This is a genomic window from Methanosphaera sp. ISO3-F5, from assembly GCF_034480035.2.
In the GTDB taxonomy this organism is placed as follows: domain Archaea; phylum Methanobacteriota; class Methanobacteria; order Methanobacteriales; family Methanobacteriaceae; genus Methanosphaera.
This window is the reverse complement of record NZ_CP118753.2, coordinates 1,141,191-1,156,333: the sequence shown is the minus strand read 5'-3', so window position 1 is coordinate 1,156,333 and position 15,143 is coordinate 1,141,191. Positions and strand designations below refer to the sequence as shown.

Here is a 15,143-nt window from a genome sequence, read left to right as displayed (position 1 = left end):
TTTATATCTTTAGAAGTATATATATTTTTATAATTACAAGTTAATCATCTGCAAATACAAATAACAAGCACTCAAAGCATTATACTAAAACAAAAAAATAATAATAAGCAGATACAAATACATATAAAGGATAATAAACCTATAAATAATTATACAATACACGGAGGGGCATATTAATTATGAGGAAAAGAGTTTATCTCATAATATTTCTCATAATTTTATTAACAGTTACTGCTTTCACAGCCATAACTATTCAAGACAACAAGATAAATGAAAAAATCAATAATGTTAAAGCAATAGTGGGACTAGAAACAAAAGATAACTATGAACCAGAAGACAGATCTGAAGTTGTAACTATAGAAGTTAATAATTATGATGAATTAAAGAAAGAAATAGAAAAAACATCAAAAAAAGAGAATAAATCCTACATATTTAACCTAAATGATGGAGATTATAATATAACAGACACCATTACCTGCGGAAATTATCATAATGATGCTCAATACACAATAAATGGTAATAATCATATAATAGATGGAAATAATAAACAACAATTCATGAAAGCATACTCTAATCTTAAAATAAAAGACTTAACCGTTCAAAATACAGTACCAGTAAATACTAATTCATCAAGTGGAATTACCATGATAACTGCATCAGAATTATATATGAAAAATTGTAGTTTTATCAACAATTACGGAAAAAACAAGGGTAGTGCAGTAACAAATAGAGGTACTGGCCATATCATAGGATGCACATTCATAAATAATACAGTTGATGAACTTGGTGGTGCTATCTGGAGTAATGGAGAATTTGGTGGATCAATAACAATTAAAGACTGCATATTTAAAGAAAATATAGCAAATACAAACAAATAATGATAAAACCTCAATAGTATACATGGTATCCTATGGAAATAACACTATCGAAAATAACCAGTTTATAAACAATACAGGACGCTGCATACATTCATTCAACCAGACAAATACTCGCATAATTAACAACAAATTTATAGACAACCATATGGACGAAGAAGGAGTAATACGAGGAGGATTAATAGATAATTACGAAGCAGACATTCAAATCTCCGGAAACGAATTCATCAATGATACAACAAAAGGTGAATTAAGAGGTGGAATATTATATCATGAAATAGGAAACATGGAATTCACAGATAATAAAGTTGAAAATATTAACATCAACCCTGATCCTACATCCATATCCACTTGTAGTAAGGGTGGAGTAATATTTAATCGTAATGCCACAGTTAAAATAGAGAATAATGAATTCAATAATGTACTCATTGGTAATTATTCACGTGGTGGGGTCATATACAATAATCTTGGAAATATATCAATAAAAGATAATAAATTCAACAATAGTATTGAGGGAAATCATTTACGTGGATTAATAGTATTTAATGATGTGAATGGTGTTCTAAGTGTAGGTAATAATACATTAAATACTAGTTATGATGGTAGTTTACATTCAAAGTATGATGATGAAAACTTTTATAATTCTGATGTGCCGAATGAAGAGGGAAATGGTATAAAAGGTGTAACAAATTTCATTTAATCACATTTTCCTTAACTTTTTTTAAATTATTTTCCTTATCATCAATTATGTACTAAAAGCTAACCTATTTATCTTATCAGAGTACATATTATTATTTAACTAATAATAAAATTTTTTTAGTTGAGTGATAACATGAGTATTATAATCAATGCTAATAATATGGAGGAATATAATCAAAATCTGAATTATTACCAGATGAATGGATTTAAAATAGATAATTCTTCTTCAGCTCAATATCAAACAAGACTAATTAAAAAGAATTTTGGTCCTATAATAGTACATGTATTATTACTTGTGTCATTAATTGGGGCAATAACTTTTCTAACAGGATTAGTAGTTGATGTTTTAAGAATCACAGATTTAGTGCTACCATTAAATCTTTTCAGTATTCTTCTTGCTATTAGATATTTACAGTATATAGGCATTTTCTTAATAATTCTTGCAATCATAATGGCATTAATTATTGTTTATTATTATGTAAGTAAGCCTTATGATGTTCTTATAAGATTTAATCAGAACTTAAATAATAATATGAATTATAATAATAATTTCAACAATATTAATAGGGGTAATTTAAATGGATAGTATTGGTGGAGATAGTAATTATGGTTTAAAACTGTTACTTGGAACAATAATTGGCGTAATTATCCTATTATTTCTAGTACCATTAGGAGCTAATATAATTGCTTCACAGGAAGTTTCCAGTGCAGCTAATGATGCATTTAATGCGGTGGATTCACAGCATGGCACTCCACAGTTAATAATTCCAATTAATGCAACCAGTTTTATTGGAATAATAGATGTGAATATTACGGATAATTCATCCAATAATTATACTAATATAATTAATGAAATGCAAAATAACTCGACCCATAATAATACAAACAATACAAACAATACAATTAATAACAATACTATTATCAACAACACAGATAATAACGATACAAACACCATACCAGTTAATGAAAACAATAATACCGAAAATACAGCTCCAGTTGAAAAAGCAACTAGTGATGTAAGTAATATGAAAATATTATCCGGAACTATAAGTACTGGTAGTGGAACGAAGGATAAAAGTGTTTGTACAGTATATGTAGGTTCTGAATATGCCGGTGAAAACGTTAAAATGAGTACATTGTACAGTCGTGATGGCAGTAACTTAAACAGTGGTCGGCTAGTTGCTAAAACTGTTGATTCATCAGGATATATTACATTACCTGCTGCAGATAGTTATGAATTGTATCCAAGTAATTGTATAGTTACAATATATGATTCTCAGGGAAATGAGCTTGATTCTAGGTCTGTTAGTCTTGAACCATCAAGTGGTACCCAATCATTCTAACCCCCCACATATTTTTTCCCATTTTTCTTATTTTATTGTGTTTCTTATTGTTTCTATGAAACTTTGCCAATTTAATTTTATTATCTTAGTTACTTGTTTTGATTTTCTTATACAGACAGTGTCTCCTGTTCGGATTTCTATTGGTTTTCCATCATATAATACGTATGCTGATTTTTTGTTTCTTATTTCATTTATCCTGATTTTAATGGTTGAATTTTCTGATAAGATTATGCTCCTGTTGATTATTGTGTGTGGAGCTATGGGTGTGAGGGTGATTATTTGTGCTGTTGGTTCTACTATTGGTCCTCCACATGATAAGTTGTATGCTGTTGATCCTGTTGGTGTGCATATTATTATTCCATCTGCGGTGTAGGAGTTTATTAGTTTTTCGTTTATTATTGTGTCAAATTTAATTACTCCTAATGTATTCTTTGAGATGGAAATTTCGTTTAGTGCTGGGGGTATACTGATTTTTTCATCATTTGCTCTTGTTATTTCTCCTTCGAGCATCATTCTTTCTTCAATATAATATTTTCCTTCTTTTATATCTGATAATGCTTTTCTGATTTCTTGTGGGTTTACATCTGTCAGGTATCCTAGTGTTCCACAGTTTATTCCTATTATTGGACATCCCTTGGAGAGTTGTGATGAGGATAGGAAAGTTCCGTCACCACCTATGGAACATATTAAGTCTGCATATTGGGGGTTATCTGTGACTGTTATTTTTAATTCATTGCATGCTTTTATTAGTTCTTTTTTTGTTTTAATTGCTAGTTCCTTGTTTTTGTCTGTGTTGATATATATCCTCATATTATCATATTTTCTTTTCTTTAGTTTCCTGTTTCTGTTTCTTCTTCGTCTGATGATTCTTCTATGTAATTGTAATAGTCTTTTGCTAGTTGGCTGATAATTTTACTGTTTTCTTCCTTTTTTTCGTCACTTATTGTGAATAAGTTTTCTATCATTTGTTCTTCTGGTAATTCTTCTAGTATTTTGCTTATTCCTTTTACAAGCGTATCATATACATTAACTATTGTATCTATGTCTGCTTCATAGTCTTCTTCAATATTATCGGTTTCAACCATCATTAAAAGCACACTATCTGTGAAATAGTTAGGTGCAAAGAGTAGTGTTTGTTCATTAGATGCATACTCAAAGAATACATCTCTTTGTATCATATAACAGTCAATCCAATTGATTAACCTATCTACTGGTATGTACCAATTGTATGCAGTTTTTGTAGCAAAATCTTTTAATGATAATAAGTATTCCTTATTATTGCTTTCTTCCATGTATTCTATTGTTTTTTCTATTTGTTTTGAATGTGTGTCCTGCTCTAGAACATTACAATACTGGATATTCTGTTCAAGTATGTCTAATGCATATTTTTCCAAGTTTTTATAGCCATATGTTTCAAACATGAACAGTTCCTGTTCAGCAGTCATTCTTTTAATTAGAATACCGTTTGCCCTTGTTTTATACTTGAACATGTGTTTACGCAGATTTTTCTTATACTCCTTATCAGTATAGTTTAAACTTTTAATGTATTCTATTCTTTCTAATGCATGTTCTTTATCATCTAATATTATGCCTGCCATAAAAATTATTCCCTTAACTATTATTATAGTATTATCTTTGTAGTTAAATGATTAAAAACTTTAATAATATAATGTTTACATAGTGTATAATATGAGTTGATATTATGGTATGTGAAATAAACTATGAACATGAAAAATCATTATCTGACTACATTAAATCATTATGTGAAGTAGAAAATGTTGAAGTAATATTTGAATGTGTGAGGATGCTAAAAGAGGATAAGAGTTTAGAAGAAATAAAAGAATTAAATGATGAAGAAATGTTCAATTATTATGTGAAAGCTGAAAAAAAAGTAAGTGAATAAAAAATCTTAAGAAGTTTGCATTGTTGAAAACAAGTATATTAAAGATTAAACATAATATTATATACTAGTATGTATGTGATATTATGAAACAAAGCACTATATCAACAATGGTTATTATTATAACTACTATTTTAGCAGTATTAGTATTTGCATTAGCTGACCACTCAGGTTTTACATTGACCGATTGCAGTTTAAAAGAAGATACTAATAAACCAGGTACATATAACTTAACCTACAATTTACTGGTTGGCAGACATTTTAATCATGTTGAATGTCAATACCTTCTTTATTCAGATAACAATCAAACAATAGCTAATGGCAGCAATACGCTGGACCATGTGAACATGGGAAGTTTTCCGATCAATAATAATATAAATTTATCAGAGGATACTAATGTTTCACGTGTTGATATAGTAATTTATACCCGGAGTGTTAGAGAAGTGGATGGTGTGAATAAGACTTCAATGAATAAAGCTTATTCAAAATCATTTAATTTTTAATTCTATTCTTTTTCCATATTTTCTGTTAATTCTTTTAATGTAACATATTCTATGTTATTCTTATTTTTTAGATAATACCATTTAGTGATAGTTATTTTTGTTGGATCTACTGTATACTTATTTTTTACGGGAATTTTAGTAGGTACTACATCAAAATTATCTTCGTCTATTCCCATAAATGTGTATTCATGGGTTAATACTTCACCATTTTCTAGTACTATTTTATAAATGAATTTTCCTTCAAAATTATCTTCTTCCATAATTTTTAATTCTTTTTCGTTAAATTCTTTGATAGGTACTAATTCATATGATGTTTTCATATAATGCTCTAAAGTTCCAAAGTTTTCTTTAAAATCCATTCTTGCGGTTTTGTATACTCCATCATCATCCAGGTATATTAATCCTATATCGTTTCGAATTTTTTTCATTCCATCTATATCTAATACATCTACATATTCTAAGTTTAAAATCATAGTATCCACCTTGGATTATTTTATATAATTATATGATTTATTTAATTCCATAAAAACTTGTAATAATGTTTATTAACACTATTTTTTTTATAAAATCAATAATTTTTATCATATACTTACTTTATTTATATTATTTAGGAATATATAGTATTTATATTTTTTCTTAATTTATTCCATTATGTTTAAAAAAATATATTATTAAAAGTCTAAAGTTCTTCCACCCCTAGACTCATTAATATCCGATGAATCATCACCACCCTCATCACCAGGATTATCAAATTCAACATGACTATCATTATACTCTTTTCTATCAACCTGAGATGTAGCTGCAACAGCACGAACATCAGCCCATTCCCTGATAGCTCTAATCTGTTCTGCCTGAGTAATACTTAAAGGAACAGTATTTTTAACAGCATTCTCAAAGTCCACCATAGTAATACTTCTATCATCAGCAAATGCATCAAATAATCCCATAATAACTATCTGCTCAATTTCTGCACCACCAAAACCTTCAGTTAAACCAGCCAAATGATTCAATGTAGCATCATCAATTATAAAATCACCAATAACAGAGGGATCCTTAATACGAGTCTCCAGGTGAACCTTAAATATTTGTTTTCTCTCATTAAAAGTAGGTAAATCAATGAAGAAAATTTCATCAAATCGTCCCTTTCTCATCATCTCAGATGGCAATCCATGTATATTATTAGCAGTAGCAACAACAAATACGGGCTTAGTTTTCTCCTGCATCCAGCTTAAGAAGGTACCGAAAATACGGCTACTAGTACCACTATCACCACTATTACCTAAACCACTGAAACCCTTTTCAATCTCATCAATCCATAAGATACATGGACTAATAGCTTCTGCTGTTTTTATAGCTTCCCTCATGTTAGCTTCACTATTACCAACAAACTTATTAAATACTTTTGAAACATCAAAACGTAGTAATGGCAAATGCCACATAGAGGATATGCTCTTAGCTATTAAACTCTTACCACATCCAGGTACTCCTGTTAATAAAACACCACGTGGTGATGGTAAACCATATTTTTTTGCAGAAGATAACCATGACTTGTCACGTTTTTTCAGCCAATTTTTAAGATTTTCCAATCCACCAACATCTTCAATATTTACTTTTGAATCAATATATTCAAGCAAATCATTCTTCTTAATTACCTGACTTTTTTCTTTCAGAATAAGATCCACATCCTCCCCACTGAGTGAACCATTATCTACCATTGCCCTTGCAAATGCATTTTCTGCTTCTTGTAATGTTAATCCTATTGCGGCCTTAACAAGAGATTCCTTGTCTTTTTCGTTTAAGTTAATGATTAAATTTCCGCCAGCATTGGCTTCAATAATTTCGTCTAGAACTTCCTCTATTTCTTCAGCTGTTGGAAGTTCAAAGTCCATTACTGTAATATCTTTTTTAAGGTCATCGGGAACATTAAATGTTGGAGATACAAATATTATATTTTTGGGTTGTAAACTTTGTTTAAGATTAGGCATTAAATCTTTCAAGTTTCTTATGATATTATAGTCAAGGATTCCATTAATTTGTTCACAGAATACATGAAAGTCTAGGAATATGAATATTGCTGGTCCTTCATAGTTTTTTACATAATTTAATGCTGATGTTTTTTCCTGTGTGTCTTCTATGATAAATCCATTTTCGTCTCTGAATCCTTCGGATGACTTCCAAATGTATACATTTCTTACTGTATGTATTAATTCTGGTGTTGAAACTATTCGTTTAACTTCGTTAATTAGTCGTTCTTCTTCATATGTTGAGACTTGTATGTATGGAAATCTTGCTCTTAATAGATCACATAATTCTTTGTCAAAATTAGTCATTTTCTATTATCCCCTTTTATAAGTAAATGTTTATCATGTTAATTATATATTATTATAGTTTTTTTATTGGGGATAATATTATAAAGAATAATAAAAGAAATTCTTGGAATTATATTATATGATAAAAAATATAAAAAAAGATAAAATTTTGAAGGTTAAAAAAAATTGCATGAACCCTAAATATTAGAACGGTAATGAAATGTATCTTCTAACAGTAGTTGAATAACGCCAGTTAACAATATTGTTAAAACCGTTACTACGTGAAGTAGTATCACATTTATACCATCTACCATTCACATATACTTCAGACCATACGTGACCTGTTACCAGACCACTTCTAAATGAACAGGTAGCATGACAATAACGTGCAGGAATATTACTTGCCCTCATAAGAGCATTTAATAAGTGTGTTTGATCCACACAGTTTCCATATTTTCTGTTAAGTGTTCCAACTGCACCAGCCCTAGTATTATAGTATAAGGTGTATGATATTTTATCACGCACATAATTAAATATACTTTTTGCTGCTGAAAGTGCATTTGAACTTCCAGAAGTTAAAGATGCTGCTAAACTTTTAATTTTACTATTGGATACTTGACAATTACTTGTTGATTTAACATAACTTGAGTATCCTGCAGGTACAACAATTTTTCCTTTTTTGGATACTGTTAAAGAAGTTGTTGCTGATGCTTTAGTATATTTTCCATGTCCACCATATACAACTGTTATTTTATAGTTTTCATTCCAGCTTGATGGTATTTTATATGTTAGTTTTGCAACACCACCGGTTACACTAACTCTGCCTATGGTTTTACCATTTATTTTAAAAGCTGCTTTACCACCACTAATCTTATTTCCTGATGAATCAGTGATTCTGGCAGTGAATGTTATTGACTCTCCTGAGTATGCACTTGTTGTATCAATAGTAACTTTACTAGTTACAGGTTTTATGACCTTGAATGTTGAACTTTCTTCAGCAGGATTATATTTCCCATATCCTTCATAGACTACTGATAATTTATAGTTACCACTCCAACTTGATGGTATTGAGTATGTGATTTTTGCAACACCACCAGATAATGTGGTTGAACCTATTGTTTTATCATTTAATTTATAAACAACTTTTCCTCCACTAATTGCTACCCCTGTTTTTGAGGTAATTTTAGCGGTTAATGTTGTTGTTTGACCAGCTATGGCTGAATTTGAGCTTATAATTATTGCTGGATTATGTTTTGCTGTGAGTTTTAATAATCCTGTTGATTTTGCTCCATTATAATATTCGTTTTTACCATATACTACTGTAATAGTATATTGTTTATCTTTATAACTGTTTGGTATGGTGTACTTTAGTTTTGCTCCACCATTTGATACACTTGCTGTACCAACTGTTTTTCCATTAATTTTAAATGCTACTTTTCCTGTCTGCACATATTTTCCATCAGATGTTGTTACAACTGCTTTTAGTGTTGTTGTATCTCCTTGTACTGAAGTGATATCTTTAACTGTTACTTTTGTTGCCAGGTTAGATTTAAGTTTTAATACACATTTATTACTTGATTCAGTGTATTTAGAGTTACCATTGTATGCTGCTGTTATAGTGTATTTTATATCATTCAATTTTGATGGTAATGTATATGTTAGTTTAGCACTACCCTTTGATACTTTGGATTTTCCTATTGTTTTTCCATTTAATTTAAATGTTACAGTTCCACTCTGTACATTTTTTCCACTTGTTGTTGTTACTACGGCTTTGAAGGTAACTTTGGAATTTCGGGTAGCTGTTATGTCATTTATTTTTGTTTTTGTACTTGACTTACTTGTCGAAGTAGTTTTAGCAGTACTTGAACTACTTTTAACTGATTCTTTGCTGATAGTTTTTGTTATTGATTTGCTTGTTATGTCATTTGTTTGGCTTGAATCTGTTGATGTTGTCTGTGTATCGGTTGTTGTTTGTGTAGCTTGTGCTACGTTATTATTGGTTGTTATTGTGTCATTGGATGCAGTGTCAGTTGCTGCTACTGATCCTATCATCATTACTATGGCAATGAGTAATAAGATCATTCCATAATAACCCTTAATTATAAAACCTCCTTATTTATAATAATTTGGATTTAATGTATTTTTTTCTTAAATTGTCGAAAAGTCTTAATACTTTCAACTTAGTTATATGTTAAGTTTTTTATCACTTATAAATGTATTGTAGAAAATTTATTTTTAAAACCCATTTAGAAGATGTTAAAGGTATAAAAGACTATTTAGAATGTTTTGGATTATTTTAAGATTATACTAATGTTTTTATAATGTTAATAAAAATATTTGTGTTTTTTATATTGATTGTAATGGTATTAGACTTTTTTATATTAATTATTATTAATCTTACTTTATTTAGAGAAATAACCATTATTTATTCTCTTTTTATAAATTTAAAGAAATTTTTTAAGCATTGAATATTAGTTTTAACTATTTTAGATTAATCTATTTCTTTTTTAGAAAATAGAGAATATTTTATTTAAAAATTGAATAAAATATATTTTTTTCTATAAATAATTATTATTGACTGTGATTGTGATAATACAATATTATTCAAAAAGTTCAACATTAAATAAATAAATTCTATGATACTCATTCAGGTAAATAAAATGATAAGAATTATAATTTAATAATTTCTTATTGCATATATATTAATATAATATATGGAGACATAGAATTTGGATGATAATAAAAATATAAAAATACTAAGAGGAGATCCTAGAAAAGCATTAATTAAAATTGCATTACCCATGATATTTTCATTACTTTTAATAAGTTTCAATCATATTATTGACAGAATATGGGTGGCAAGCTTAGGAACAGATGCATTAGCTGCCATAGGATTTGTAACACCAATATTTATGATTATCATCGGTATTGGTAATGGCATAGGTGCAGGTGCTAATTCATTAATATCAAGGCATATTGGTTCTAATGAATATGATGAAGCCTCAAACACTGCTTTACACTCAATAATTATAGTTTCAGTATTATCCATCTTAATACCTGCCATAATATTACCATATTATGATCAGATAGTGTCTATTATGGGAGCAAATACCATCATAGCATATACTCGTGACTATGGAATTATATTAGTACTGGGCACATTTGCTTTCCTGTTCAACATTCTCTTTTCCAGCCAACTAAGACTGAGGGAGATATGAAAAAGGCCACTTTTTCAATGGCATCAGTTGACATATTGAATATTATAATGGACCCCATATTCATTTACACATTCCATCTTGGACTAAAAGGAGCAGCACTTGCTACAGTATTATCTACTATCATTCCAACATTAGTATCAATTTATTGGCTGTTTATTAAGAAAAACACTTATCTGAACTATGAAATCAGTAATTTTAAGTTTAAACCTACCTTAATTAGGGGAATTTTAAATGTTGGTGTTCCAGCCAGTTTAGAAGAGTTTATCATATCAGTAGTTAACATGATACTTAATGTCTTATTAGTTATAGTGGCGGGAACTAATGTAATAGCAGCTTTTAATGTCAGCTTTTCTATCATACAATTAGGTATGATGCCTTGTATAGCTATAGGAACATCAGCAATAACCGTTGCCGGCGTCGCATATGGTGCAAAGGAATATGAAAAGGTTAAAATAACTTGTCATTATGGTATAAAGATTAGTCTTATTATTTCATTAATAATCACGGTCCTGTTATTTGCTTTTGCACCGGAAATAGCATTATTGTTTGTTGATAAAAGCAATATGGAATTTTATCATTTGATTATTCATGTATTAAGAGTTACCCTGTTATTCTTATTAGTTACACCAGTAGGTGGAGTATGTGCAATGGTATTTCAGGCAATGGGTAAAGGTGCACTCTCATTATTATTAACATTTATACGAGAACTATTCCTTGTAATATTAATCGCATACTTAATTGGTATTACACTTAATTTCGGATTAAATGGCCTGCTAATGGGATTTATATTAGGCTTAGGTATAGGTTCAATTATTTCTTTAATCGTGTTTGAAGTATATATGGGCTCTGTAGAAAACCTTGCATTGAGAGAAATATGAGTAATAACCCAAATATAGTTTTTTTACAGAGGGAAATATTTTATTTCAATATTTTCCTTTCTTCATCATAATACAATTCTCACTCATATTGAGTAATTGTATTTTTCATTTGATTCCTGCCTAATTGCCGCTAATGCTAAGCATAGTAAGTGGTACAGGCGATCTCCGGGAAACCCTCGGTTCACATATAAAATACTTTGTTTATATAATTATATTTTTTTTAATCCTTCTCGTTGTATGTTTTTGGCTGCGTTTATGTCTCTGTCATGTGTGTTTCCACATTGTGGGCATGTCCATGTTCTGTTGTTGAGTTTTAACTTGTCATTGTAGTATTGGCAGTTGTTGCATGTTTTACTGGAGGGGTACCATTGGTCGATGTGTATTAGTGTTCGTCCGTGTTCATATGCTCTTTTTGTTCTATTATTTTTTGTGAACATGTGCCATGATTTTTCTTGTATACTACGGGATAGTCTGCTGTTTTTTAGCATACCTTTGATGTTTAGTGTTTCCATGCAGATTACTTGATATTTTTCTGTTAATTGTTGTGCTATCTTATAGAAGTGATAGTCTAGTATGTTATGTATTTTTTCATAGGTTTGTGCTATTTTCTTTTTGATTTTATTATAGTTTTTGCTGCTAAATTCTTTTTTGGATAGTTTTCTTTGTAATCTTCGTATTTTATTATTTAATTGTATGATTTTGTTTTGTTGTGGGAACTGTATTATTTTGCCCGTGTTTATTGTGACAAAACGTGATACTCCCAAATCTATACCACAACTACGATTATTACTCTTAAAAATATGTCTTATAACATTTTTACATAAAATAGAAATAAAATATTTGCCCGATGCTTTTTGTTTAACTGTTACAGATTGTATTTGGCCAGTTATCTTTTGATGGGTACGAAATCGGATCCAACCTACCTTAGGAAGACGAATAAATTTGTCCTTAATTCTGATATTGTTATTGATATTATTGGTTTTATAAGATTGTACTGGATTATATTTATTTTTATGGCGTGGATACTTGCTGATTTGGTTAAAAAATCTGTTAAATGCATTTTCTAAATTTTTCAATGATTCAATTAAACCTGTGGAATCAACTCGTTTTAACCAAGTTTTAGACTTTTTTAGCTCAGTTAACATAGCTGAACAATCATAAAAAGACAAATACTCCATATTTTCAGTATATGCTTTCTTTTTGGCATCCAGAAAAGTATTAAAAACAAATCTACAACAACCAAACTGATTGGTGAAAAAATTCTCCTGAACCTCATCAGGATAGATACGAACAACAAAACTTTTATACATAACAACTTTCAAAAAAATACACCAAATAATAAAATATTAAATATAGATAATAAATTATTACTTATTGTATAGTTAATAATTATTTGATAATAGTATTTAAATATTTTGATAAAAAGTNAWTKCTWTTMASNNTTKAKKYATNTGWTKWNCTWYNGGKMSGANTATATNNNAWWWTTKTTAAWKWWTMYTYYTYTKKRMRTWNTAWWWAWAAGWKWTGATGKNATNTATKNAKTATATATKRYWSNCAAAACYAWWAYTKMYATWKWWAKRAMTATNGTCNNAWKYTKAKTTMWWWGAMKNNCAMTRYRTSWNTAYRTWATNAGNTNATAGWAYWYATSMWSNGNATYATAYRYTNNATYAATYTMTTNGYWGAWGRYNTANNCATNATSNATAYGRTWRYASNTARWWKGNAATRAANTCTTNTCWGWYTWTKYAYWRRWKKKYTAMWWTTNNTGTSNAATSTKASNNAATTKWTGKWYYRWWASSNTAAYNTAWACYKKYRSMMSAYNCAGWAWARNTAWNGTRRMTCNNNTTTMCANTMAANGTARWYRKTWTKAWTAMMRMWWATKMYRWAMTTANTAWTCNANAASTTCWTGNTTTKATTYNAWAAGMNNNTAANSYCGATTAYAKYWTKWASYANNAMWAWGKGWRATTYTWMMTSAWWWMCTAWRKTATWNATGTRWWAMWRCTWMASTTANASCCWWMAWYAMMSWSWTARKYRKTAMTRYNATRGTMAKTNTAKASRWWTNGWYCATTWWTCWNNTATTRTKTYTRRTNTRRTRWYTWTYWTYRYATMAYRTYAWSTWTMMWAAACWTTWWRTRATRKTWTKGTKRTYNTSAYKTNANTCATGTWYWYAAWANTAATMSTRTMYWRYWSWWTATYNCWRTTTMYGWAWTATWNATMAAANASTATTMNTRTYMNATSARWRTAWYTWMATRTANTNAAWWWRWTTWWNCTNCCGARWAYRNCWGYWGKTNNATKATMTWRMATRNTAMTKGNTTAMNCATTNNTTCAYMWGCYAGNACWKTNTMATYWAAWSMATWRMAWMMAWTWRRTTTWYTRRWRTTNTSAKSWTMKKMTWYWWRSSWWAKWWKWSAWRRTTTAMWMSYTRWATTAKTYAWAKWRRWWAWKGRTARKTTMWYTSRTWNASGTAYWSAAWYRWTTAMAACAWTTWCNNATRAANTRTWANTGKWNNATCRTYASTWRYAGCASMTAYKWCWAWSAWWAYRMTAAYTAATNAKACWAYWACNTAAMSAWAWWYMTSSWATWANASTMYMRNTYMGMYRMTWAWWWMAYYMTYCMAMKARYWANGNAATTWYATGTWTAWMTKWTWMAMTWAMTAWWATRRTMAWAARWRMKAGYWTSRWTNTTARARYAWCNTAGNGAWMYTMMWYTNTRNCANTCNTAKAMAAAWRRRYGNARCYWWANNAAMCAYYATCSATKNTAGMWWWMAKNATMANTTRTKRRTKNCAKWRRMTNATRANTMAYTRKWNNAATSMTKYNTMAACATNATRKWWSAAWRMTMSNTAYTTCWTWNTRCNATTARWASANCTYSWMRNNCAAMAWAKWMYGYKAMWWNNTTTARCMAAWYAGKATSMWRWYNATATGRATWWWYRTAARYMATWSKCRTTNTRAAAWNNAWRYWGWMAMTAARKRMWKMAWARWMMWRTMCMTAAWASWWKKWMGWWNNTKMMAYTWMRRRKAATNCGMAWKMWRATWAKWMMNAGWMMMTGATKAWNAAGAWWWTAWWRWATWYCTTNNANNNNTTACAAAKTTARYWAWWNNAATGRYACMWTAWSNTGWKYNTNARGAKTTRTNTCNNCNAMKATRRMGTATAKAAWNCAGAAYTWSWCCKWYTAMAMMAYWWAYWYKWAWYASAWARYTTNCAKMGKTWKWWAWSWWWNTWTGCWKARWWYWWGWMTKYWWCSMTRWRMYRTYWWCRTWMAAYAYKNCTNTRACMMTKMAWSWASMYKRAKAWWKRTNTTMTKWSWNTAKKMWTMTMAMMWWWCWAARAWWKWCGRTAYCRWNTCWWYAWWTSAMYTGCNCTSWRYWTATWCAWNAGWYATRYNTRATWKTATYNATTWAKWKAMAWNAGWASWRTTTAMWS

At 28.3% G+C, this 15,143-nt stretch carries 14 protein-coding genes; 8 read left to right on the top strand and 6 right to left on the bottom strand.

All coding sequences use genetic code 11. The features are described 5' to 3' along the window. Window positions 1–179 precede the first annotated feature (179 nt). The 4 genes from PXD04_RS16895 to PXD04_RS16880 all read left to right on the top strand — a co-directional run bounded on the left by PXD04_RS16895 (window position 180) and on the right by PXD04_RS16880 (window position 2,917). Window positions 180–878, top strand: coding sequence for a hypothetical protein (locus PXD04_RS16895; RefSeq protein ID WP_323735987.1), 699 nt, complete (start codon window positions 180–182; stop codon window positions 876–878). After that, window positions 865–1,575, top strand: a complete 711-nt coding sequence (locus tag PXD04_RS16890; RefSeq protein WP_323737470.1) for a right-handed parallel beta-helix repeat-containing protein — start codon at window positions 865–867, stop codon at window positions 1,573–1,575. Before PXD04_RS16895 ends, PXD04_RS16890 begins: the two co-directional genes overlap by 14 nt. A 132-nt stretch (window positions 1,576–1,707) precedes the next feature. Then, on the top strand, window positions 1,708–2,160 hold the full coding sequence (locus PXD04_RS16885) for a hypothetical protein (RefSeq protein ID WP_323735986.1): 453 nt from the start codon (window positions 1,708–1,710) through the stop codon (window positions 2,158–2,160). Continuing rightward, a complete protein-coding gene (locus PXD04_RS16880; protein ID WP_323735985.1) occupies window positions 2,153–2,917 on the top strand; it encodes a hypothetical protein in 765 nt (254 codons plus the stop codon). The genes PXD04_RS16885 and PXD04_RS16880 overlap by 8 nt, the downstream gene beginning before the upstream one ends. A 27-nt stretch (window positions 2,918–2,944) precedes the next feature. On the opposite strand, the gene PXD04_RS16875 is transcribed toward PXD04_RS16880, so the two are convergent. Next, window positions 2,945–3,781 carry an NAD(+)/NADH kinase gene (locus PXD04_RS16875; protein ID WP_323737469.1) on the bottom strand — a complete coding sequence of 279 codons (837 nt, stop codon included), beginning with the start codon at window positions 3,779–3,781 and terminating at the stop codon, window positions 2,945–2,947. Further along, window positions 3,748–4,515, bottom strand: a complete 768-nt coding sequence (locus PXD04_RS16870) for a hypothetical protein (RefSeq protein WP_323735984.1) — start codon at window positions 4,513–4,515, stop codon at window positions 3,748–3,750. Before PXD04_RS16870 ends, PXD04_RS16875 begins: the two co-directional genes overlap by 34 nt. A gap of 104 nt (window positions 4,516–4,619) precedes the next feature. Between PXD04_RS16870 and PXD04_RS16865 the strand changes: the two genes are divergently transcribed. Both PXD04_RS16865 and PXD04_RS16860 read left to right on the top strand, forming a co-directional pair. Further along, entirely contained in the window at window positions 4,620–4,820 is a 201-nt protein-coding gene (locus PXD04_RS16865) for a hypothetical protein (RefSeq protein ID WP_323735983.1), read from the top strand. Between the two features lie 83 nt (window positions 4,821–4,903). Then, entirely contained in the window at window positions 4,904–5,320 is a 417-nt protein-coding gene (locus tag PXD04_RS16860; RefSeq protein ID WP_323735982.1) for a hypothetical protein, read from the top strand. A gap of 2 nt (window positions 5,321–5,322) precedes the next feature. Here PXD04_RS16860 and PXD04_RS16855 read toward each other — a convergent pair whose 3' ends face one another. The 3 genes from PXD04_RS16855 to PXD04_RS16845 all read right to left on the bottom strand — a co-directional run bounded on the left by PXD04_RS16855 (window position 5,323) and on the right by PXD04_RS16845 (window position 9,711). Then, window positions 5,323–5,793 (bottom strand): hypothetical protein, encoded by a 471-nt coding sequence (locus tag PXD04_RS16855; RefSeq protein WP_323735981.1) that lies wholly within the window; start codon window positions 5,791–5,793, stop codon window positions 5,323–5,325. Window positions 5,794–5,991: 198 nt separating this feature from the next. Next, window positions 5,992–7,650, bottom strand: a complete 1,659-nt coding sequence (locus tag PXD04_RS16850; protein WP_323735980.1) for an AAA family ATPase — start codon at window positions 7,648–7,650, stop codon at window positions 5,992–5,994. Between the two features lie 183 nt (window positions 7,651–7,833). Further along, complete coding sequence (locus PXD04_RS16845) at window positions 7,834–9,711, bottom strand: Ig-like domain repeat protein (RefSeq protein WP_323735979.1); 1,878 nt, start codon at window positions 9,709–9,711, stop codon at window positions 7,834–7,836. Window positions 9,712–10,358: 647 nt separating this feature from the next. On the opposite strand from PXD04_RS16845, the gene PXD04_RS16840 reads away from it, so the two are divergent. Both PXD04_RS16840 and PXD04_RS16835 read left to right on the top strand, forming a co-directional pair. Next, window positions 10,359–10,847: an MATE family efflux transporter gene (locus PXD04_RS16840; protein WP_323735978.1), complete on the top strand. Its 489-nt coding sequence runs from the start codon at window positions 10,359–10,361 to the stop codon at window positions 10,845–10,847. Further along, window positions 10,844–11,725: an MATE family efflux transporter gene (locus tag PXD04_RS16835; protein WP_323735977.1), complete on the top strand. Its 882-nt coding sequence runs from the start codon at window positions 10,844–10,846 to the stop codon at window positions 11,723–11,725. Before PXD04_RS16840 ends, PXD04_RS16835 begins: the two co-directional genes overlap by 4 nt. 209 nt (window positions 11,726–11,934) lie before the next feature. On the opposite strand, the gene PXD04_RS16830 is transcribed toward PXD04_RS16835, so the two are convergent. Beyond that, window positions 11,935–13,047 carry an RNA-guided endonuclease TnpB family protein gene (locus PXD04_RS16830; RefSeq protein WP_323735976.1) on the bottom strand — a complete coding sequence of 371 codons (1,113 nt, stop codon included), beginning with the start codon at window positions 13,045–13,047 and terminating at the stop codon, window positions 11,935–11,937. Window positions 13,048–15,143 lie beyond the last annotated feature (2,096 nt).

What these genes read in the sequence shown, in the direction of transcription:
- PXD04_RS16835 (WP_323735977.1), top strand. Translation starts at nt 10,844, where the DNA reads ATGAAAAAGGCCACTTTTTCAATGGCATCAGTTGACATATTGAATATT.
- PXD04_RS16880 (WP_323735985.1), top strand. Translation starts at nt 2,153, where the DNA reads ATGGATAGTATTGGTGGAGATAGTAATTATGGTTTAAAACTGTTACTT.
- PXD04_RS16895 (WP_323735987.1), top strand. Translation starts at nt 180, where the DNA reads ATGAGGAAAAGAGTTTATCTCATAATATTTCTCATAATTTTATTAACA.
- PXD04_RS16850 (WP_323735980.1), bottom strand. Translation starts at nt 7,650, where the DNA reads ATGACTAATTTTGACAAAGAATTATGTGATCTATTAAGAGCAAGATTT.
- PXD04_RS16855 (WP_323735981.1), bottom strand. Translation starts at nt 5,793, where the DNA reads ATGATTTTAAACTTAGAATATGTAGATGTATTAGATATAGATGGAATG.
- PXD04_RS16865 (WP_323735983.1), top strand. Translation starts at nt 4,620, where the DNA reads ATGGTATGTGAAATAAACTATGAACATGAAAAATCATTATCTGACTAC.
- PXD04_RS16845 (WP_323735979.1), bottom strand. Translation starts at nt 9,711, where the DNA reads ATGATCTTATTACTCATTGCCATAGTAATGATGATAGGATCAGTAGCA.
- PXD04_RS16860 (WP_323735982.1), top strand. Translation starts at nt 4,904, where the DNA reads ATGAAACAAAGCACTATATCAACAATGGTTATTATTATAACTACTATT.
- PXD04_RS16870 (WP_323735984.1), bottom strand. Translation starts at nt 4,515, where the DNA reads ATGGCAGGCATAATATTAGATGATAAAGAACATGCATTAGAAAGAATA.
- PXD04_RS16885 (WP_323735986.1), top strand. Translation starts at nt 1,708, where the DNA reads ATGAGTATTATAATCAATGCTAATAATATGGAGGAATATAATCAAAAT.